At 67.8% G+C, this 19,106-nt stretch carries 25 protein-coding genes; 14 read left to right on the top strand and 11 right to left on the bottom strand.

Translation table 11 applies throughout. From position 1 onward, the window contains the following. Positions 1 to 13 precede the first annotated feature (13 nt). Together CSR00_RS03100 and CSR00_RS03095 are read right to left on the bottom strand one after the other, a co-directional pair. On the bottom strand, positions 14 to 682 hold the full coding sequence (locus tag CSR00_RS03100; protein ID WP_099020969.1) for a type IV toxin-antitoxin system AbiEi family antitoxin domain-containing protein: 669 nt from the start codon (positions 680 to 682) through the stop codon (positions 14 to 16). Positions 683 to 762: 80 nt separating this feature from the next. Next, the gene (locus CSR00_RS03095) at positions 763 to 1,155 is read right to left on the bottom strand and encodes a hypothetical protein (RefSeq protein WP_099020935.1); all 393 of its coding nucleotides are present in this window, start codon (positions 1,153 to 1,155) and stop codon (positions 763 to 765) included. 159 nt (positions 1,156 to 1,314) lie between these two features. On the opposite strand from CSR00_RS03095, the gene CSR00_RS03090 reads away from it, so the two are divergent. From CSR00_RS03090 to CSR00_RS03075, 4 genes are all read left to right on the top strand, one after another. Then, on the top strand, positions 1,315 to 1,701 hold the full coding sequence (locus CSR00_RS03090) for a DUF2510 domain-containing protein (RefSeq protein ID WP_099020934.1): 387 nt from the start codon (positions 1,315 to 1,317) through the stop codon (positions 1,699 to 1,701). A 31-nt stretch (positions 1,702 to 1,732) separates the two neighbouring features. Further along, a complete protein-coding gene (locus tag CSR00_RS03085; protein ID WP_099020933.1) occupies positions 1,733 to 1,972 on the top strand; it encodes a hypothetical protein in 240 nt (79 codons plus the stop codon). Continuing rightward, positions 1,972 to 2,856 (top strand): hypothetical protein, encoded by an 885-nt coding sequence (locus CSR00_RS03080; RefSeq protein WP_099020932.1) that lies wholly within the window; start codon positions 1,972 to 1,974, stop codon positions 2,854 to 2,856. The genes CSR00_RS03085 and CSR00_RS03080 overlap by 1 nt, the downstream gene beginning before the upstream one ends. Positions 2,857 to 2,920: 64 nt before the next feature. Next, positions 2,921 to 3,388, top strand: a complete 468-nt coding sequence (locus CSR00_RS03075) for a transcriptional regulator (protein WP_141564251.1) — start codon at positions 2,921 to 2,923, stop codon at positions 3,386 to 3,388. 40 nt (positions 3,389 to 3,428) lie between these two features. Here CSR00_RS03075 and CSR00_RS30520 read toward each other — a convergent pair whose 3' ends face one another. The 5 genes from CSR00_RS30520 to CSR00_RS31720 all read right to left on the bottom strand — a co-directional run bounded on the left by CSR00_RS30520 (position 3,429) and on the right by CSR00_RS31720 (position 7,157). Next, complete coding sequence (locus CSR00_RS30520) at positions 3,429 to 3,668, bottom strand: hypothetical protein (protein WP_176561876.1); 240 nt, start codon at positions 3,666 to 3,668, stop codon at positions 3,429 to 3,431. Positions 3,669 to 3,699: 31 nt separating this feature from the next. Further along, the gene (locus tag CSR00_RS03065) at positions 3,700 to 4,458 is read right to left on the bottom strand and encodes an ATP-binding protein (protein ID WP_099020930.1); all 759 of its coding nucleotides are present in this window, start codon (positions 4,456 to 4,458) and stop codon (positions 3,700 to 3,702) included. Positions 4,459 to 4,680: 222 nt separating this feature from the next. Continuing rightward, positions 4,681 to 5,166 carry a hypothetical protein gene (locus CSR00_RS03060; RefSeq protein WP_099020929.1) on the bottom strand — a complete coding sequence of 162 codons (486 nt, stop codon included), beginning with the start codon at positions 5,164 to 5,166 and terminating at the stop codon, positions 4,681 to 4,683. A 4-nt stretch (positions 5,167 to 5,170) separates the two neighbouring features. Further along, the gene (locus tag CSR00_RS03055; protein ID WP_099020928.1) at positions 5,171 to 5,959 is read right to left on the bottom strand and encodes a hypothetical protein; all 789 of its coding nucleotides are present in this window, start codon (positions 5,957 to 5,959) and stop codon (positions 5,171 to 5,173) included. A gap of 637 nt (positions 5,960 to 6,596) precedes the next feature. Continuing rightward, complete coding sequence (locus tag CSR00_RS31720; protein WP_141564250.1) at positions 6,597 to 7,157, bottom strand: hypothetical protein; 561 nt, start codon at positions 7,155 to 7,157, stop codon at positions 6,597 to 6,599. A 19-nt stretch (positions 7,158 to 7,176) separates the two neighbouring features. Here CSR00_RS31720 and CSR00_RS31715 point away from each other — a divergent pair, with 19 nt between their 5' ends. After that, positions 7,177 to 8,196, top strand: coding sequence for an ADP-ribosyltransferase domain-containing protein (locus tag CSR00_RS31715; protein ID WP_141564249.1), 1,020 nt, complete (start codon positions 7,177 to 7,179; stop codon positions 8,194 to 8,196). Between the two features lie 163 nt (positions 8,197 to 8,359). On the opposite strand, the gene CSR00_RS03045 is transcribed toward CSR00_RS31715, so the two are convergent. Beyond that, positions 8,360 to 8,662, bottom strand: coding sequence for a hypothetical protein (locus CSR00_RS03045; protein ID WP_099020926.1), 303 nt, complete (start codon positions 8,660 to 8,662; stop codon positions 8,360 to 8,362). A 527-nt stretch (positions 8,663 to 9,189) separates the two neighbouring features. Here CSR00_RS03045 and CSR00_RS03040 point away from each other — a divergent pair. The 5 genes from CSR00_RS03040 to CSR00_RS03020 all read left to right on the top strand — a co-directional run bounded on the left by CSR00_RS03040 (position 9,190) and on the right by CSR00_RS03020 (position 13,548). After that, positions 9,190 to 9,642 carry a hypothetical protein gene (locus tag CSR00_RS03040; RefSeq protein WP_099020925.1) on the top strand — a complete coding sequence of 151 codons (453 nt, stop codon included), beginning with the start codon at positions 9,190 to 9,192 and terminating at the stop codon, positions 9,640 to 9,642. A 20-nt stretch (positions 9,643 to 9,662) separates the two neighbouring features. Next, on the top strand, positions 9,663 to 10,649 hold the full coding sequence (locus CSR00_RS03035) for a hypothetical protein (protein WP_245905803.1): 987 nt from the start codon (positions 9,663 to 9,665) through the stop codon (positions 10,647 to 10,649). Then, on the top strand, positions 10,642 to 10,950 hold the full coding sequence (locus CSR00_RS03030) for a hypothetical protein (RefSeq protein ID WP_245905802.1): 309 nt from the start codon (positions 10,642 to 10,644) through the stop codon (positions 10,948 to 10,950). The genes CSR00_RS03035 and CSR00_RS03030 overlap by 8 nt, the downstream gene beginning before the upstream one ends. Beyond that, positions 10,934 to 11,335 (top strand): hypothetical protein, encoded by a 402-nt coding sequence (locus tag CSR00_RS03025; RefSeq protein ID WP_099020923.1) that lies wholly within the window; start codon positions 10,934 to 10,936, stop codon positions 11,333 to 11,335. Before CSR00_RS03030 ends, CSR00_RS03025 begins: the two co-directional genes overlap by 17 nt. 410 nt (positions 11,336 to 11,745) lie before the next feature. Continuing rightward, complete coding sequence (locus CSR00_RS03020; protein ID WP_141564248.1) at positions 11,746 to 13,548, top strand: hypothetical protein; 1,803 nt, start codon at positions 11,746 to 11,748, stop codon at positions 13,546 to 13,548. Positions 13,549 to 13,700: 152 nt separating this feature from the next. Here CSR00_RS03020 and CSR00_RS03015 read toward each other — a convergent pair whose 3' ends face one another. The 3 genes from CSR00_RS03015 to CSR00_RS03005 all read right to left on the bottom strand — a co-directional run bounded on the left by CSR00_RS03015 (position 13,701) and on the right by CSR00_RS03005 (position 15,286). Continuing rightward, positions 13,701 to 14,129 carry a hypothetical protein gene (locus tag CSR00_RS03015; protein ID WP_099020968.1) on the bottom strand — a complete coding sequence of 143 codons (429 nt, stop codon included), beginning with the start codon at positions 14,127 to 14,129 and terminating at the stop codon, positions 13,701 to 13,703. A gap of 32 nt (positions 14,130 to 14,161) precedes the next feature. Continuing rightward, positions 14,162 to 14,749, bottom strand: a complete 588-nt coding sequence (locus CSR00_RS03010) for a nucleotidyltransferase domain-containing protein (RefSeq protein WP_218014408.1) — start codon at positions 14,747 to 14,749, stop codon at positions 14,162 to 14,164. Between the two features lie 153 nt (positions 14,750 to 14,902). Next, positions 14,903 to 15,286 carry a hypothetical protein gene (locus tag CSR00_RS03005; RefSeq protein ID WP_099020921.1) on the bottom strand — a complete coding sequence of 128 codons (384 nt, stop codon included), beginning with the start codon at positions 15,284 to 15,286 and terminating at the stop codon, positions 14,903 to 14,905. A 136-nt stretch (positions 15,287 to 15,422) separates the two neighbouring features. Here CSR00_RS03005 and CSR00_RS03000 point away from each other — a divergent pair, with 136 nt between their 5' ends. From CSR00_RS03000 to CSR00_RS02985, 4 genes are all read left to right on the top strand, one after another. Then, positions 15,423 to 15,692 (top strand): hypothetical protein, encoded by a 270-nt coding sequence (locus tag CSR00_RS03000; protein ID WP_099020920.1) that lies wholly within the window; start codon positions 15,423 to 15,425, stop codon positions 15,690 to 15,692. Positions 15,693 to 15,810: 118 nt separating this feature from the next. Further along, the gene (locus CSR00_RS02995) at positions 15,811 to 16,830 is read left to right on the top strand and encodes a hypothetical protein (RefSeq protein ID WP_099020919.1); all 1,020 of its coding nucleotides are present in this window, start codon (positions 15,811 to 15,813) and stop codon (positions 16,828 to 16,830) included. A 161-nt stretch (positions 16,831 to 16,991) separates the two neighbouring features. After that, positions 16,992 to 17,858, top strand: a complete 867-nt coding sequence (locus tag CSR00_RS02990; RefSeq protein WP_245905801.1) for a DUF2637 domain-containing protein — start codon at positions 16,992 to 16,994, stop codon at positions 17,856 to 17,858. 230 nt (positions 17,859 to 18,088) lie between these two features. Further along, on the top strand, positions 18,089 to 18,751 hold the full coding sequence (locus tag CSR00_RS02985) for an HNH endonuclease family protein (RefSeq protein ID WP_245905800.1): 663 nt from the start codon (positions 18,089 to 18,091) through the stop codon (positions 18,749 to 18,751). Positions 18,752 to 19,106 lie beyond the last annotated feature (355 nt).

Below are 19,106 nucleotides of genomic sequence, written 5' to 3'. Positions count from 1 at the left end.
GCTGCAAGCGATACTAGCTGCTCGGGGCAAGCGTTAAGCGGCCCGCCTCGGAGACGAACCGCCTCGCCAACGCCACCCCTCCTTGCTCGCCCCATCGGCTCGCAAACGGCTCTAGGCGAGCCCCGACCTCGTGCAGCGTCAACAACCCCTGATCGAGGACGTCGGCGATCACTGCACCCTGATGGGAGCCATCCAGATCGTCGCGTGCCAGGTCGGCGATGATCCGCCCAGGCATGGCCACCGGAAGCCCTTCTGCAATGTCCCAGTCGACGCCTCGGGCGCCGATGTCGCGCCGGTAGGCGTGTACGCGCGGCGATCGCGTGTTGATGCGCCGCGGGGCGGTCAAGAACAACCCACGTGCGACGACGGTGCCCAACTCGCGGATCACCGCTGCGCTGTCGTGGCTGATCACGCAATCTGGATCCGCGCGCCGCAACTCCACGTCGTCCTCCGGACGCAGCGCCAGCCATTGCGCGGCCCAGTCCTCGAAGGCGAACATGTCGGCCGCATCCTCGGTGAACCCGTACACGCCGTGGTGGGCCCGGTACAACTCACCGGAGTCGACGCGCCGGGCCAGCTCATAGCGAGCCACACCCTGGTGACGGGCCTGGGCTGCCGTGAACAGCCCGAACTGGCCGGCGGCCCGAGCGTGCAGCCGGCCCCACGCCTGCTCGTTGGCCATGCAGCAATAGTAGCAATCCGGGGACGTGGTATCTGCACTGCTCAGCGCCGCTTTCGCGCGCCGCCACAGCCTCTGCGACCTCACCCGCCGCCTCTCTTCCGCGGTCGAGTGGACCCTTCCCCCAGCCAGGAGTCCAACGTTGGGCGCGAAACGCCCAGCGCCTCGATGATCTCGCGCTTGGCCCGCCCCTCCTTGAAGTACCGTTGGGCCAACTTCCGGGCGGCGTCCTTCTCCGCGCCGAGCCGGGCCTCGGCCTCCGAGAGGCGTCGACCCTGCTCAGCCAGCCTGCCCAGGCTGCGCTCGACGACGCGGGCGTGCACGTAGGGATCGCCGACGACCTCCGGGCCGCTTCGTTGCACGGGCTCGGCGCCAGCCGCGGCGGCCAGGACCTCGGCATCGCTGGCGCTGTCGTCGAGATCGGGCAGGTCGTACTCGGCGACCAGTTCCGCCGGCGTCCGCACAATCACCCTCACAACGCGCCTCCTGTTCGTGGAACGCGCGAGCGCGCCCGATTCCCCGCCGGCCGACTATCCGGCGGCATCACAGTACTTCTCAACTCGAGTCACGCAATCCACTTTACAACAAATGTAAAGTGGTTTACAGTAGGGAGGTCGAGAACTTTGGGAGGCACGATGACCAACACCACCCCGTCCGCCGGCTGGTACCCCGACCCCACAGGCGCTGCCCAGCAACGCTATTGGGACGGACACCAGTGGACCGAGGCCCTGGCCGCACCCACCGTCATCCACGTCCCCGTCGCGGCCCCGCCCGTCAAGGACTGGTTTCAGCGCCACCCCGCCTGGACCACCCTCATCGTGTTCTGGATCGCCTGCATGATCTGGCAGTGGGAATGGCTGGTCCCCACCATCGCCGTCCTGGCCGCCATCGTGTTCGCCGTCCGCTGGATCGAACGCCGCAACGCCCGCCTCGCCGCCGACGCCGATCGCCAGAACGAGCTCGTCGCCCAAGGAGACGAACGCGGCATCTTCGGCGACTACCCGCCCGCCGACGCCGCCTGACCCCACCAGACCAACGAGAAGGAGAAACCCCATGCGAAGCCTCCCGAGCTGCCACTTCCGCGCCGGTGACTACCTCACCGCCGGCCAAGCCCATGAGGACGCCATCGGCCGCCTCGACGCGTTCGACGACACCGCCAAGATCGTCGCCTGCAACGCCGTCACCGAACTGATCGAGCTGCAGAACGGCACCATCACCTGCAACCAGGTCGCCGTCATCGCCAGCGCCATCGCCAACGCCCTGCAGGGCAACACCTACGGAGCGACCCTCTGATGACCGACCTCACCACGCAGACACCCGCCCAGATCGACGCCATCCTCAACGAACTGGGATTTCACCGCGCCAAACTCATCTCCCACGCCGACAGCCTGCGTAGCTCCGCCCACCACGCCCGCACCGGCCGCCACCCCGACCCCGCCCGCGCAGCCAGACTCGACGGCCAGGCCGACGACTACGCACCCAAGATCGCCGCCATCACCGAACAGATGCGCCCCTACAGCGACGAATACGACCGCCGAGGCGGCTGGACCCGAGCCTTCCTCGTCCAGAACACCGGCGGCCACGTCCACAGCTCCATGCGTTGTTCCACCTGTTTCCCGAGCACCCGCTACGCCTGGCTCACCGAGTACAGCGGACACCACGAAGACCAGATCGTCTACGCCGCAGGAGAACTCGCCTGCACCGTCTGCTACCCATCAGCTCCCGTCGAGGTCCTCACCCGCACCGGCGAGATCCGCCGCCCCACCGACCTCGAACGCGAACAACGCGCCGCCGAGAAGGCCACCAAGAACGCCGCCGCCACCGCGGCCGCGATCACCGACCCCGACACCGGCAAGACGCTCTACAAGACCGAGCTCGCCGCGACCAACGCCATCGCCACAGCGCTAGGCGACCTGCACTGGTACGGCGACGACCACCCCTCCGCCGCCGAATGGCGCCGCACCGTCGACACCGCCGTCGCCGCCCTGGCGGCCAAGCACGACCGCACCCCCGAAGCCATCATGGCCGAATGCCGCGAACGGGCCGACAAGAAATTCGCCTCCACCGCCCGCAAGACGCTGCGCGAACTCAAGCGACAGCGCGGCGGCGACATCAACGTCGAGGACCTCATGCCCGGACTGCAGACCTGGATCGCACAGAACGGAATCCCCGCCTGATGCGAAGTGCCTCAACATCGTCAAACCGGCACGCCTGCCCCGAAAGGGGGACGTCGACATGCCCATGACGTATCGAATCCGCCCGCTGGGATCGTTGCCCTGGCCATCCGGTCTCGGCAAGCACGGCAGCCGCTACGGCAACCTCGAACACGAGCTGCGAGCACTTCTCGGCGACGACGACTTCTGGGACCCCGAGGCCCATCGCCGCGCCCTCGTCAGCGCAGACCCCGACTACCGACGGATCGTCCTCACCGAACTCGCGCAACTGCCGTGGAGCGCCGACCTGGCCGACAGCGTAGACACCGCAACCGCCCTGGCACGATCGTCGCCGCTGCTCAACCAACCACTCGAATCGGAGCGGCCGTGGCTGGATTGGGCCGCACCGCACCGCGCCGACTACCCGGTATGGGCGTGGCTGACCAACGGAGTGAACGCGAGCGACACACTCATCGGCGACGGCCGCCACCGACTGACCTACCTGCGCTACCACCGACCACCCGAACACGAAGTACTTGTCCGGATAGAAACCTGACCACCACCCCTTCGGGGGGACCGCCGCCAGATGTGCTGCCTCATGGAATTGCTACGAGAACGAATCGGCATTTCGAGGATGACGGGCACAGGAGCGACGGTTTCACATCAGCACCGTTCCGGGAGAACGTCACGACCTCGCCGCGATCAACGATCAGGCTGGCCCGGCCGTCCATCTTCCACTCCACCGCCCATTGATCACCAGACGGCGGCGGGCCGAGGGTGGCCAGCATCGGCGCCGGCGTCGCCGGCCGGCGCACCACGGAACGCGCAGCGGCCACCACTCGACGGTACGTTGACCCCGCCGATCGCCTATACGGCCTCGAACCGGAAGCGAATGTCGCGATCGGACGGCCTGCAGCTGTGAACATCGAAGCCGTCGGAGCACTGCAACAAGCCCTCACCCATGTGGAGCTCGCTGAAGGTACGACTCTTCAAGCGGATTCCCGTCGAGATATTGTCCGCAACGGCTGATCCCGCTCCGCCGAGCGCGGCCTCCGGACGTTCATGCTGCATCGTCAGAACGAGATGGATGCCCAGCGCACGCCCCTCCCTGACCAGCCGGCGTAGCGTCCCGCCACCCGTCGTGAACCTGTCGATCGAGGACTGCAACAGCCACCCGTCGCAGTTGTCGATCAGAACCACAACCGGCGAAGCCTGAACATTGCCGTCGCGTGACCGATCGTCGAGAAGCTGCGCGAGTATCCCTGTGAGCGACTCTCCTTCGACAAGCCTCACACTCGACGGCAGTGCCGCCGTCAGGCGGCCATGCACGAAGATCTCCGGCGCTGTGCGCTGATCATGAGCCAACGACCGGGCGATGCGCTCGACAAGCACAGTCTTGCCGCTACCGGTCCTGCCGGTGATGAAGCAGTGCGGTCCGACGCCACCGCGCGAAGGCTCATTGAGGTCGAGTGTCACCGCGGCGCCGTCGCCGTCGACACCCAAGTGCGCAACGAGATTGCGGCGGGGCCCGGTAGTGGTATCCACCTCGCGCAAGGCCTGACTGTAGGGCTTACCGGTCTCTGCCTGGTGCTGTCGAGCGGCCTTCTTGTGAGCGTTGTTCGTCATGAGAGGTGACCTCCCCTTTCCATACGGCGACGGGCAGCCCACATCTGACCCGGCGCACTACGTGGACTCGGGGGGTTGTCCGCGGGACCCTGAGGGACTTGTCTCGCTCCGAACATTCGACGAGCCGATGTGGGCGGCAGGTGTCGATAGCCGAGGATCAGGCCGCCGCGGTGGCAGCCAAGATCATGCTAACCACGAATCAGCGGCAACCTGCCCGCGCCGCTAGACGGGATCCGCGCGGTCTACCGCAGCGCGGTGTGAACTGCGTTCGGCAGCGGCGAGCTCGCTGTCACCCAGGCCCGCATCGCGCATCGCGCCACGCAGAACCCCGAACACCTCCCAGACGCCGTAGGGCCGGCCGGCCGACGCGCTGAGCAACTCGCCGAACTGACTCAGCAAGCCGTGGAACAGCCGCACGTCAGTGCGCCACACCCAGACAAACAGACGCCCGGTATCGGCGCCGGCGTTAGAGCCCACGCCCTCCCGGCTGAGCGCTTCCGCTTCGCCGCGCAGCAGCGCCGTCGCCATCGCCATCAACAACGCGTCCTGGTCGATGATTCGAGCCGTCGGCGGCACCAGATGGGCGACCACCTCCGAGCCCTTCACGATGTGCCACACGCGGCCTTCGCGCGCATCTCCCAGCAGCACACTGAAACCGTTCCTGGCCTCGGTGATGTTGACCAGGCGATCGGAGCTGATGAAGACCATGCCCCTACACCCCTGCGCCGAGGGTGAAGTCGGTCAGCACGCTGCGGCCCCAGCGGTCGCTCGTGCGCAGCATCCAGTGGCCCTGGCCACGGTCGACGACCGTCGCCGACGCCATGCTGTCCAACAGCCTGTTGCGCCGCGTCGCGGCGCGCACGAGGCGATCGAACGCCTCGGCCGGGGACATGCCATCGGTCGAGGTCACAGCGTTCGGCCGCGCGATCGGCATCCCCACCACGAGGTCAATGCCAGCAGAACGACCCACCCGCAGCCACCGCGCCAACACCTCCGAACCCGCCAAGGCGCCATCGTGGTCGTCGATCAGCACCACCGTCGTCGGCACCTGGTGCCCGCGGCCGCGGGCGTCCTCGATGTCGAGCGCGTCGACCGACCGAAAGAACTCGAACCGCGACGCCAGCAGCTCGTCGACGACCGCGGCCAGCTCGCCGGCGCCGACTCTGCGGTGCGCCACCGTCACCTGCGTGTCCTCATCCACGCAGACCATCAACTCGAGATCACCGGGGGACTGGCCCGCGGCGAGCCCGGTGGCCAGCACGGCCAGCAGTGACGACACCTGCTCGCCGGCGACCGTGCAATGCGGGCCGCTGCCGCCGTGGACCTGCCAGTCCAGGTTCAGCTCAACCGGCCGACCGCCGACACCGACGCCGAGAACAGCTGTCAGCGGCCGCCGGATCCGCTTCTTGGCGACCTGCCGCAGAGCACGCGTATAGGACGTGCCCGGATTGGCCGCCTGGAACTCGCGCGCAGCACGCTTGCGGGACTCGTTGTCAGACAAGGGAATCTCCCATCCAAAGTCGTATCCTCCGCGTCGCCCCACATCTGCGCGGAAGTGCCTTTGCTGGGTAGCTGCACGGGAACCCGTCGGGTCTTGTCCCGGTCTGAAGTGACTGGCCGATGTGGGCGGCGGCAGTCGATGCCGGGATTCACGCCACCATGCGCGGCGATACACGCAGTCTAGATCCGCCCAGCGACCGAATCGGCGGCCCGCCGCCCACAATCTGAGCCGCAACGTGAGGCGCCCCCAGCCGCAGGGGGGGGAGGAGCGGCTGGGGGCGCAGAGACGTCCTCCGGGGGGGTCGAGGACGCACATTCCACGCTAGCAGCGCGCGGAGACCACACCGCGCGACGAAACCCGACGAAATCGCGCACAGGCCCCACCACGCAGGGCCCGCCGATATTTCGCCGGACTCGACGACGGAAACCACCCCGCCCGCCGGTACTTCCCCATCGACGACCACAGAAGGAGAACAAGTGTCCGGCGACCGCGACGCACCCCAGCACTGACCATGTGCCTGGCCACCAACGACCCCGGCGGACCCCGCCGCTGCTCAGGGGACACCCGCGCCACCTACCAGAAGTCCGCGGCCGCCACCGACGCCCTCACCGACCAACACCAGCAGCTGCACACCCAGCTAGCAGCCCGCACGGTCACCGAACACCTCGCAGCCCCACCCAGCCCCCATCGTGACGAGCTGCTCGCCAACCTCATCGACACCGACATCGACGCACTCATCGCCACCCGCCGCGCCGACATCCGCCCCGACGTCGACGCCGCCTTCGCAGCCCTGCCGGCGCACCTGACCGGCGCCGACCGCGACACCACGATCACCGAGCGCGCCGAGATCCCCATCCATCGACCCGGCGGCTCCGCCGACACCACGTCGGCGACCCTGCTCGACGCCGACACCGCGGTGTACCGGACACGCCGCGGCGACTACGCGGTCGCGCTCCGAGACGGCCAGGCCTACCGCACCCTGGCCACCGCATCCACCTACAAGACCGCCATCACGATGGCCAACCGCATTCCCGTCCTCACCCCACTCGACCACCCTCCAGGCGGCATCGACGATCTCCAGCAGCAGGCGTACCGATCCCACGCCGACATCACGCTGCAGCTGGCCACACAGGCGGCCTACGGCCGGCTCCCCACTCCCGACGAGCAGCAGGCGTTCCTGGCAGAACACCTGACCCACGCGCGGGACGAGATCGTCGATGCCGCCGCCGCGGCGCCACTACGCACCGAGCTGCTCGACGCCACCGCCCGACATCACCACCGCCAGCGCCTGGCCGCCGCGGAGACCGCCGGCCAGGCAGCCCGCCTCGCCGCCAGCCTGTCCGGGGACGACCCCGAGCAGGCGTACACGGCCGCCCACCGCCACGCGCTGGGCACACCGACCCGAGGCGGTGCACGCATCCCGCACTTCGAACACCACACACTGCCCGCACCCAGCCTCGGCGACGCAACCCACACCCTGCTGCAGCACAGCGGAATCCGCTCCTACGGCAAGGAATCCGCCCGCGACTACACCGTCATCACCCGCAGGGGAGGGGACCTCACAGCGTGGGGCCTGCACGACGTCTACGGCACACTGCGCACCACCCCGATCGGCGACCTCGCCAAGACCCACGCCCGCTTCGTCAACACCGAGCTCACCGCCGACGAGCGAGATGCGCTGCGCACCTACACCAGCGGCCGGCACATCGGCTCCGGGGCTTACATCCAGATCAACGACGTCTTCACCGGCCGCACCAGAACACCAGCGCCGGCGATCGCCAACACCTGCAAACCATCTGCGCAGCGCCTTCGACAAGTACGCCCGCCACAACGCCTCCCGCGAACCCGTCACCGTCGTCCGCGGCACCCGCGTCCCCGCCGGCTACACCGGCCCGCCGGCCGACTACCTCGCCACCGCATTCCCCGTCGGCGCGAAAGTCGAAGTGGGACAAGTCGCCTCAGCCACCACCCGCACCGCCACGGCCACCCGATTCGCCGACGGCGGGCCCGGCTCCTACCTGATGGCCATCCGCACCCGCGACGGCCTGCCGGTCAAGGCGATCTCCGCCAACGCCGGCGAAGACGAAGTGATCATCCCGCCCGGCACCGCGCTGCGTTGTGTCCGCGTCGAACCCGCATCCGGACTCGAACGCCGACAGACGGTCTACCTGGTCGCCGAGGACCTGGTGGCCGAAGCCGAAGCCCAGGTCCTCACGACCATCGCAAAGGCCTCCTGAGCAGCCACGACGCCACGTCCCCGCACCATGACGGGCCGTGCGCGGCGTACCGCCGAACCCCACCACCGATCGAGTCGCACTGAAGCAGCCGGCGTGCAGGCGCCGCGGCCGGATCCAGCCCGCCGTATCGGCGGGGACATGCCATCGCCGCAGGCCAGGACGGCTACGGGGCGAGCGTCAGCGGGGGAGCGCCGCGGCCGCCGGCCTCCAACAACGCCACCAACACCTCACCCGCAGCTCCACCGACCTCGACCGGCCGCCCACACCGCCGCCACACCTCGTGCTCGGCCGAGTACCGCCACGGCCGGCGGAAGAACTCCACGACATCAGCCGGGGACATCACGTACTCCACCGCGACGAGGACCTCCGCGAACCGACACAGCTCGTCGAAGTCGGCGAACCACCGCCCATCCAGCTGCGCCGCGATCGCACGGGCCTGCTCCACCAACACCGCCTCATCTCCCATCGGCAACACGCAACACCGAGACCTCCACGCGCACCAATCCCACACCGAGAAGCCCCCTTATCAGTGACCGAAACAAGCCGCCGAACAGCGGCGATGCCGCGTCCCCGGCGGCTGCCGCCACCACCGACAGCCCTACGATGATGACCCATGCCGCCGGCGTGCGACTGCACTCCTCGACCGGACGCCCCACACCGACAGGACAACGCCCTCCGGGCGCCGCGCCCCGGAATGCCCGTTGCACCGCGACCGCCGCGGAAGGTGTGGATCCGCACCCACGGACACTGGCGCCGCCAACCCGTCGGAGTCGGCCGCTCCGAGATCCGGATGGTCCGAGTCGCTGCCGCCGTCGTCGGCGCCGACCCTTGAGCACCCCATCTACCGACTTCCCCGAGTCGCCGACAAGGCCACACCCTAAAAGGGCTCCAACCAGCATAAACGGCATGTCCCACCGCGATCGCCCCCCGCACGATCTCACCGCGATACGTTTGTTGCAAGCACTGCAAACTGACCGAACCAAGGGCCCGAGCATGATTCAAGTACTCCAAGCCAGCCACAACGGCGAGCTGTACAAGCGCCACGTCCGATCCGTCGACGACATCGCCGACGTCATCCGCGAACGCAACCTGGCGACCTTGACCAACCGATCCGGAATCGACTTCTGGTTCACCCCGTCAATCCACCGAGCCCACCTGTTCGTCAACCGCAACGCGACCGAGATCTTCCTCGCGACAACACGATTCACTGCTGCCAACGTGCCGCTCCTGCGAGGCATCGTCGTCTTGGCCGCCCACGACGTCGCCGGCGAGCCAGCCGACCTCGACGACGCCCGGATCGACACCCTCGCCGAGACGATCGGCAGCCTGTCCTGGCGCGAGGACCTGGTGCTGTCGCGCCGGATCGCCACCGACCAGCGACGCCGGCTCCGCGCCAGCCGGACGACCACCAGAACCGAAGCCGCCGACCTGTCATGGATGACCTAGATCCGGACGAGCCGCAGCCTATGCAGCAGGCCGCGCACCAAGAGCCCCAGCGGGTTCGGCAGCTGGCCACTCAGCGCACCCAGCAGATGAAGCAGCCACCCTGGCCGGACGTCACGACCGCCGCCCCGTGCGGGCATCGCGGTTGCCGCCTGAAGCCCAGCGAGGTGCGGGCGCAGCTGGTGGCCGCCGCGGTGCTCGACGACCCCGACCTCAGCCGCATCTGCGACCAGGACCCGAAATTCACTACCGGCGGCCCCATCCCGGACTTCGCCTCGCAACGCCACGTCGTCGAGGTCAAGGAGCTGACCAGCACAGCGCTGCGCCGATTCATCGACCTCTACGAAGCCCTTCCGCACCGATACACCCGCATCGACGGTTTCCGTCACCTGTGGGCGGTGTCGCTGGACGTGTCACGTGCGGCCGCGACCTACGACCGCAACCGCAAGACCCCCGAGGTGAAGACGTTGATCTCAACGCTCACGCAGATCATCACCGATCTCGAGTCCCGCGGCATCACCGACGCCTTCGCCGATCACGACAACTTCCCGACGTACGCCAAGGCACTCGGCTTCTACTTCGACTGCGCCGTCCTGCCCGACACCAAACTGGAGCCGGGAATCCTGCTGACCGGCACCATCACCGAGCATCCCCGCACCCTCGACCTCGACGGTGATGTCGCCGCACCGCTGACGAAGTGGCTGGATACCGACCAAGCCGCGAACGCCCGACGGTCGCTGGCCGGCCGCCCCGGAACCCACGCAGTCGTCCTCATGGCCAGCCTCGACGGCCCCGCCGCGGGACTGGTCCACACCCTGCACGAGACACCGGGCGAGGTTCCCACCGCCGCGCTCCGGTTGCCCGACGACATCGACATCCTGATCGTCGCCACCGACTACGACGTCGTGCGCTTCACACCGCAGGACGGGTGGTCCCGCTACGCCGCGCCGCCGCACCCCCAGCTGGACGGAGGTGTCGGTGGCCACCCCCAGAATGAGTCAGATGAGTGAAGAGCCCTACCGCCACGTCGTGCAGAAGCCGCGCAAACGGAGCACTCCCGTCGAGGTCTCCGACTTCACCATGCTCGTGAAGGTGCCGGGCCAGCCCGCCGCGATCAGGGTCTTCACCGACGACGAAACCGACGAAGCCCGCGCGTACGCCGAAGCGACCGGCGGAACCATTGTGCCGCTGCCACTTCCGCCGCCAGACGGCTACACCACCAACAAGCGCGGCCACCTCGTACCCCTTCCGCCACCCACCTGCGCCGGAATGGCCGACCCGCCGGAACCCCACGATGGCGTCGCCGACTGACGGCCAGCAGGCCAGCCTGGACCTGTGGCCGCACCAGCACGACCTACCGCCGCGCTGGGACGGTCTGCCCGTGCAGTGGAGCGACTGGTCCGACACCGCCGACATGTTCATCTGCCCGCCGCCTCGGCGCCCCGAGCGGTGCGGGCACTGCGGCTCCGCCGCGGCAGCGCTGATCAACACCGGCCGCATCTTCACCGACCCGGCCAGCGCCCCGCCGGCGATCGGCCGCGCCCGCCTCCACGCAGGCCGGCACCCGGTGGGCGTCCTCTCGGCGTTCCGCTGCCCGAGTTGCAGCCACGACCGCGTGCTCGACCCGGCCGGCCAGGAATGGGATCTCGACGACACCGACTACACCGACGACGGCTCATTCGACAACGCCAACTGACAAGCCGCCGCTGACCTGCGGCGATAACACGTCCCCACGCGAAGGTGCACCGCCAGTCCAGGCGCGGATCCGCACACCCTTCTCGCTCGCACACCTGTCCTGACCTGCGACGACGACAGGGCCCCCGGCTGGCCACCGAGCGGCAACATGTCCATTCGGCGCACGACCGCGCTCCGCACCCAGCGGCAAACCCGGACACTATTCACCGCCATTGGTAAATTTCCCTCACCAGGTAAAATCTGGAGCCCGCCCGCTCGCAGGAGACCCCGATGGCCATGCACGCCGCCGCTACCCGACGCTCACCCCTCCCCGCGCTCGCCCTGTCCACCGCCGCCGCATTCACCCTGACACCACTGGTCCTCTCGCCGACAGCACCGCACCTGTCGCAGCCCCACATCTCAGCCCCACGCGTGGAACTGACAGCAGCCATCAACCCAGCCGACGTCACCGCCCTGATTGACAACCTCAACGCCGCCCTGCAGTCCGCCTCCACCACCGTCACCGGCCTCGTCGCAACCCCCGGCCAAACCCTCGCCAGCGCCCTGGGCTCAGCCGCCACCCTCAACGACACCCTGTGGGACGGCCTCATCGCCGCCACCGACAACCGCACCCTCGCCGCAATCCTCACCACACTCAAAAACACCGCAGGAAACGGGCTTTCACGCCTCTCCGATTCCATCGACGCCGCCAACGGCACCATCGTGCTCACCAGCGGCCAGCTCGCCGACCTCCTGACCTCAACCCTCACCGGCTCCCTCGGCACCGCCCTGCACGCCGTCGCCACCGTCATCAACAACCCGCTCGCACTGCCCAGCTACACCGGCCTGATCAACGCACCCATCGACATCGCCGGCCTGCTCGTCACCCAAGGCATCGGCGCCGTCAACACCCTCGGCGCCAACGCCCTCACCGTCACCCACACCGTCGTCACCGGAGTCACCACCCAGGTCGACAACGCCCTCGACACCTTCAACGGCCTCCTCAACGCCGGAAAAACCCTCACCGACATCGACCTCATCAACGGCCTACTGACCGCCGTCCAAGGCATCGTCTCGGCCCCCGTCACAGCCGCGATCGCCGCCGTCAACGGCGCCTCCACCACCATCACCAACGCCGCCACCACCGTCCTCGACAAGCTCACCGAAGGGGCCTCCGACGCGATCGCCACCTGGATCGGCAACGGCACCCGCCCCGGCGCCATCCAGGACGTCATCAACACCATCGGCACCGCACCACTGAGCCCCGCCAGCTACACCAACGCCGTGTCCATCCTCGTCGGCGCCGGCATCACCACCGTCACCAAGATCGGCCACACCGCCGGCTCCCTGGCCTCCGTCCCGTTCAGCGCCGCCGCCGACATCACCAACGCATCAGCCAACGTCATCACCGCTCTCACAACAGGACTGGCCACCGCCGCCAGCGGCATCATGCAAGCCGCCGGACTGCCCTCCCTCGTCTACAACCTTCCCCACGCCATGGCCGCCACCGTCAACACCCTCGTCAACGCCGCAGCCTTCACCACAGCCGCCGGCCTACGCACCATCGCCGCTGCCCTCGACTTCGGCTCATCCATCACCGGCACCCTCACCGCGGCCGCCGCGCCCACCTCCAAGGCCGTCACCCTCACCCTCGCCGCCGACACCACGACGGCCAAGGACACCGAACCGACGGCAGGGGACACCGCCACCGAACACCCTGGCCGCAACACCGAAACCGCCGCCGCGTCAACCGAAACCCCCGCCGAAACGGGCGGCGAAACGGTCACAGCCAAACCCCCCTCGACCGCCGAGCTCGACGAAACCACCCACGTCGACGCCACCACACCCACCGCCGACACCCCGCCCGCTACGGCCACGCCCGACGCCGACACTGCGCCCACGCCACCCGAAGCCACGGAGACCAAGCCGGACACCACGAAGCCAGCGGCCGACACCAAGCCAGACACCGGGACTCCAGCAGCGGAGACCAAGCCCACCACCGGAAAGAAGCCCACTACGGGCGACGACTCCACGAACGCCGCCAACGGCAAACCGACCACCACACCCAAGAAGCCCCACGACCGCGACGCCGACAAGAACGACAACCCCACGCACTCCCCGGACCGCGACACCACCGCGGGCAGCTCGACCAACACACCCAAACACGCCTCCGCCACCTCCCCCCGCCACGCCGCGACAAGCACCGACACCCCCAAGCACGCCGCCGCGGCATAACCCGCACCGGCAAACAGCAGTGGCGGCCATGAACTCACCGTGGCCGCCACTGTCTCGAACCACTTGGTTTCGATCAGATGCCAACAGCCCGGCCGTCAACACGAAGGGCTGCCCAGGCAAACGTTGCGACGCAACGGGATACCGCGCAAGCCTTAGAACGGGTTCATCTGGTCAAGCACCCTCCCGGCGGCGTCGACGACGGCCTGAGCCTTCACGACGTCCTCACGAACGTCCTCCGCCGTGGGCGCCCCCTGGGTCGCCGCGCTGTACTCGACGGCGTTCCTACGGCGGCGCATCCGATCGAACGGCTGCAGCGTGCGCCCCATCGGCGGATCCAGCTGCGCACGCACCGCGTTGTAGCAAGCGACGTGACCGCCGCGGCTAGTTGCACGCAGCCCCTCGTTCTCCAACACCGCCGCCAGTCCCTTGCGGGCTGCGTCGTACACCAGCGAGTACGCCCCTGCGGCATCGGTGTCGGCGATGATAGCCGCCGAAGCGAGATGCGCACCCGCCTCGGCCAACATCCGATCAGCGGCGGCCCTGTCCGGGTGCACGCGCTCGATCTCACCGGAGTTGATCATCACCTCAATCTCGGCCCTGCCTTGATCCCACCTCACACACCCGCCTCCGCACCCAGATCGATGGCCACTCGGGGTTTGGACCGGACGTCCTCCAAGAAACCGTCGCGCTCGTCGCTATCCCAGCGCGCGGGGAGGACACGGGTGATATGGACGGGCCTGCGTAGCGTCCTCTCGGCGCGCCGGGCGGCCTCGTCGAGGTCGTCGAGGTCGGCAGTTCCGACGACCAGGACGTCGACGTCATCGGGCGGGGGTCCCGGCTCCCCGCCGTACCGACGCGCCCAGGACCCGAAGATGAAGGCCTCGCGGATCCCGTCGACGTCGGCGAGCTCGCTCGGCAGCACCGCGATCGGCCCGTACGTGAGTGCCAAGAGTTCGGTCAGAGGTGGCGTGAGGCGGGTGTCGGCGGCGCGGATCAGACGCAGGTTGCCGAGTCGCCGCTCCTGAATGAGCCCAGCGGTGACCAGTCGCTCGACTTCGGGGTGCACCGCGCGCACCGTTGCGCCGATTCCACGGGCGGCGTCGGTGAGGCTGTACTCGGCTTCGGGATGCAGGTAGAGCAAGGCGAGGAGGTCGCCCTGCATCTGCGACCGAAGAATCGGCAACAGCGTCGAGGTTTTCACAACAGGGAATATACATTCCCTGGCACGGAATATCGGGGGGCATGTCGAACCTATCGAGATGCGGGACGACATCCGCCACCTCGAACACCCCATCCACATCAGTCCATCTGGCCCCGCCGGTAGCGGCGCAGCATTAAATGAAACTTTGAAACATCAGCGACGGCGGACGATCGCGGCGTACCGAGGGTTCTGGTACAGCGCCTGCTGGGACACATTTAAGGCCTTGGCGATCGCCGCGGCCGTCACTCCTCGATCGCGGGCATCCTGCATAGCTGGGGTGGGATCCGCCACCGGTGCCAGGATTCGGATTACCAGGGTCGCCCAGGGCTTCTCGAATGCGCGCAACAGCTCGTAGCGGCTATCCGCGGAGTCGCGCGCGAGAAGGAGGTCCACTGCGGTGGCTGCGTCGCCGGCACCGGCCCCCGGCCCGCGGACGAGATGATCGGCGGCCAGGAGGCGCGCGGAGCGCAGGGCGTCGGCCGCGACACGGCTGGTGGCGAGCGCAAGGTCCTCGTCGGTGAGGTCGTCGAATGCCACGTGGGCAGACTAGCCGCTCCACTCAATTCCGATGGGCATCTGTTGACAACACTCCTTGAATGCTCGCTATAGTGACAACTAAGATTGATTAACAAGCACAACGAAAGTTGGCACAGTAAGACGGGCAGGAGCACAGATGGCAGACGCGCTCTCTCACCAGATCCAAGAGGCCTGCGACGACCTCTACTGCTCCCCGCTCGACCCCGTGGCCCAAGCCAACGCACGCGATCTGCTCCGACGCTCGACACCTGCTATGGACGAGCGGACCCTCGCCCGCCGGATCCGGATCGCCTGCGACGAACTCCACGACGACCCCGACGACTTCGACGCCCGCCACACCCTGTTGGCCCTGCTCGACCCGACATCCCCTGCGTCGAACCGCTCGATTGTCACGGTGCTGCCATAGTCGGCGCCGGCGTGGATAGGTGATCCCTCACCCGTCCGACGGTCTAACGCGTCGTCCGCTTAAAAGACGGTCGTAATCGGCACCCGCTGCTTGTTATTTCTGCAGATAAGCTGACCGTATGGAGCCGATGAGGTTTGAGATCCCGGCCTTCAAGGGTGGGTCCGATTCACTGGGGCAGCAGGGCCAGCAGGCGGGGTCCGACCTGCAGACCGGTGTGTCGTCGGCATTGTCCCCACCTGGGGCGTCGAGCCCGGTCGGTAATAAAATCTCGATGCTGACGGGCAGTCTTGAGGCTGGCCTGTCGCCGGCGGGCCCGGCACTGTCTAGCGGCGCGCAGGACCTCAACAACACCACGCAAGGCGCGATGTCGAGCATCGAGAACCAGGACGCCCAGAACGCTGCCGGCTTCCAGAACAACAGCGGCACCCCCGGCCAGGGGTTGGCTGGCTCTGATGTTCCGGGGCAGTTGGATCCGGAGTCGATCGACCAGGAAGCCAAGGACAAGGCCCAGGAGATGCTCGGCGGCGATCAGTCCCAGCAGATGATGCAGCAGGTCATGCAGATGGGCATGCAGACCGGCACGCAGATCGCGCAGCAGGTCTCGCAGCAGCTGTCGCAGATCGCCAGCAAGATGGGTGAGGCGGTCGGTAAGGCCGGCGAGCAGGTCGGGCAGCTCGTCGGGAAGGTCGCCGAGCAGGCCACGAAGTCCGCGGCCGAATCGGCGACGCCGGACCTCGGGCTCGATGGTCTCGGTGGTGGCGGTGGCGGATTCGGCGGTGGGGGCGGCGGCGGTATGGACCCCGGCACCACGATGCCGGCCGGTCTGGAGACCCCAGTCACCCCCATGAACACGTCGAGCGCGTTGCAGGGCAGTGCGCTGCAACCTCCTGGCGGCGGCACGGGTACCGGGGCCGCCGGCGCTCGTCCGATGATGCCGATGATGCCGATGCACGGTATGCACTGCGGCGGCAACAAGGGATCGGGGGAGAGCACCAAGCGCGATCCCGCGATTTTCCCCGAGGACAAGATCTACGACGCCCCCGGCGGAGTCGAGCAGACGTTCGGCGCGATCCCAGAGATCGAGTCCGAAGAGCCGCCGTTTGGAAACGCCGGCGGCTCGCACGCATCCGGTCACTAACCGGCCTGGGCACTGTCGTTTCCGGTGGTCGCCGCAGCCGGTCAGTCGGTGCAGGCGGTGTTAGGATTTGCGCAGAAGAATGAGCATCAGCGTTGCGCGCCAGCGGCATTCGGCTCATTCGCCGCGAATTGCACACGATCTCACAGAGCCCTGAGGACGCCATGACTGTCGTCGACGACGCCCCGCTGGACACCCACCCCGCCCGCAACGGCGCCGCGCTGCCGTCCCCCACGGCGCCGATCGCGACGATGCCCGGCCTGTCGGCGTCGGTGCCGCCTCGCGATGACGATCTGGTCTTCGCCGACGGCGAAGAGGTCCTGGCCGCGCCGGGATCGGCGAAGATGCTGCGCGCCACCCGCTTTGCCGCCGTGGCGATCACCGCTGTCATCGGCGTTGCGTCGTTCGTTCTCAGCTTCGCGTCGCTGACCGACCTCGCGATCCGGGCCGGCTACCCGCGCAACCTGGCGCCGCTGTGGCCGATCATCGTCGATGGGACGATTCTGGCGTCCACCATGGCCGTGCTCGCGCTGGGCGCGTACGGTGCGCAGCAGCGAGCGAATCGTCGGTTCTTCTGGACAGTGTTAGCCTTGTCCGCGATGGTCAGTGTCGGAGCCAACGCGCTGCACGCGACCATCGAGCCCGGCACCGGGCTCGCGCCCTGGCTCAAGGCGGCGATCGGTGTCGTGCCTCCTTTGTCGCTTCTCGCCGTCGCTCATGGCTCGGCGATCTTGTCGCGAGTGCGTCCGATGACCGTGAAAGCTGTTCGGCTGCAACAGGAAGTGCAACAGGTGCAGCAGGAAGAGGATCGTCGACGCTACTGGATCGAAGCCGCGCGTACGGTGCAGCAGCAGAACCCGGCGGTGAAGGCCATCGCCGAGCGGCCAGTCGAGCAGATCGCCGACGTGTTGGAGGCTACCCACCACGGGGCCTCGCAGCGGTCGATCGCCTCCAGCTCCGGGCTTCACCACGAGACTGTGCGCAGGATCCAGCAGGCCGGTGCGGCGTCGTTGTCGGGGGCGGTCGAGTGATGAGCGGACGTTGCCATGCCGTGGCGCGGTTCTATAACACGGTGTCGGGCGGGGGACGCGTCGTCAGTCGAGGTCACACCCGATAATCGCCTAAACACCTTATGCACCAGACTAATTCATGCGTCGGCGCAGCCGGAATTGTCGGAATGCGCGGATAGGCTGAGCGGGCAGAACACGGTATCGGGAGGCATGGCATGCGGTTCAAGCGGAGGAGCGGCGCAGTAGTCCTCATGGGTGCGGCGATCGCAATCGGGGCCTGGCTGAACCCGAGCTTCGACCTCGGCCACCGCGGTGACACCGTGGCGATCGCCGCCCCCGAGGCGACTGGAGATCTGGCCTCACTGCTCGATCAGGTCAAGGTAGTCGACCGTATCGACGACGTGCCCGGCTACGAGCGCAGCTGCAAGAAAGGTGACGCCTGTTCGTTCGGACCCGCGTGGAACGATCCCAGCGATTTTTCGGGTTGTGATACTCGGAACAGGGTAATTTCCAACCAATTACACGATGTGCGCTTTAAGCGCGGCACCCGAAACTGCAAAGTGATCGCGGGTTGGCTCCAAGACCCCTACAGCGGCGAGCGAGTCGACCTGAGCGACGTCCAAGTCGATCACACCGTGGCCCTTCACCACGTCTGGAATGCCGGTGCCTGGCAATGGGATTCACGCAAGCGTCAGATCTTCGCCAACGACCCCATCGAACTGCGCGCGCTGTCATCCCGAGTGAACCGCGACAAGAGCGACAAATCGTTGGACGAGTGGAGTCCCGAGCTACCACAAGCCCGGTGCCCCTTCGCCGTTGACTACCTGACCATCATGGTCAAGTACGAGCTGCCGATCACCGTCAGCGAGAAGAACGCCGCCGTCGCCGCTTGCGCCGCCGCGCCCTTGAGCTGAACTCGCGACACGCATACCCTGCACCCGCAGGACGTCCCGCACGGCATCCAAGAGGCCGGCAACGCAGCGTTCGCTGCAGGCGGCGGTGTCGATGAGCCCAAATGCGTAATCGTCTCGGCCCGACCAGAGTTCGATGATCCAGTCATCCGGCGCAACCGCTGGGCGAGCCAGCTTCCTCAGCCCGAACCCGCGGTGATCGGACACGTGCAGCAGGTGACCATCGCTGAGTCGGCATTCGATGACGTACCGTGCCGGCGGCGGGCCCGGCAGCTCGTCGGGGCCCAGCACCCGCGCAGGGTACGGCTCGTCCGCCTCGGCCGAACCGACGCGTACAACATCAGCGCCGCCCGTCTCC

Source organism: Mycolicibacterium palauense (assembly GCF_002592005.1).
Lineage (GTDB): Bacteria > Actinomycetota > Actinomycetes > Mycobacteriales > Mycobacteriaceae > Mycobacterium > Mycobacterium palauense.
This window is presented reverse-complemented; position numbering and strand designations above follow the sequence as displayed.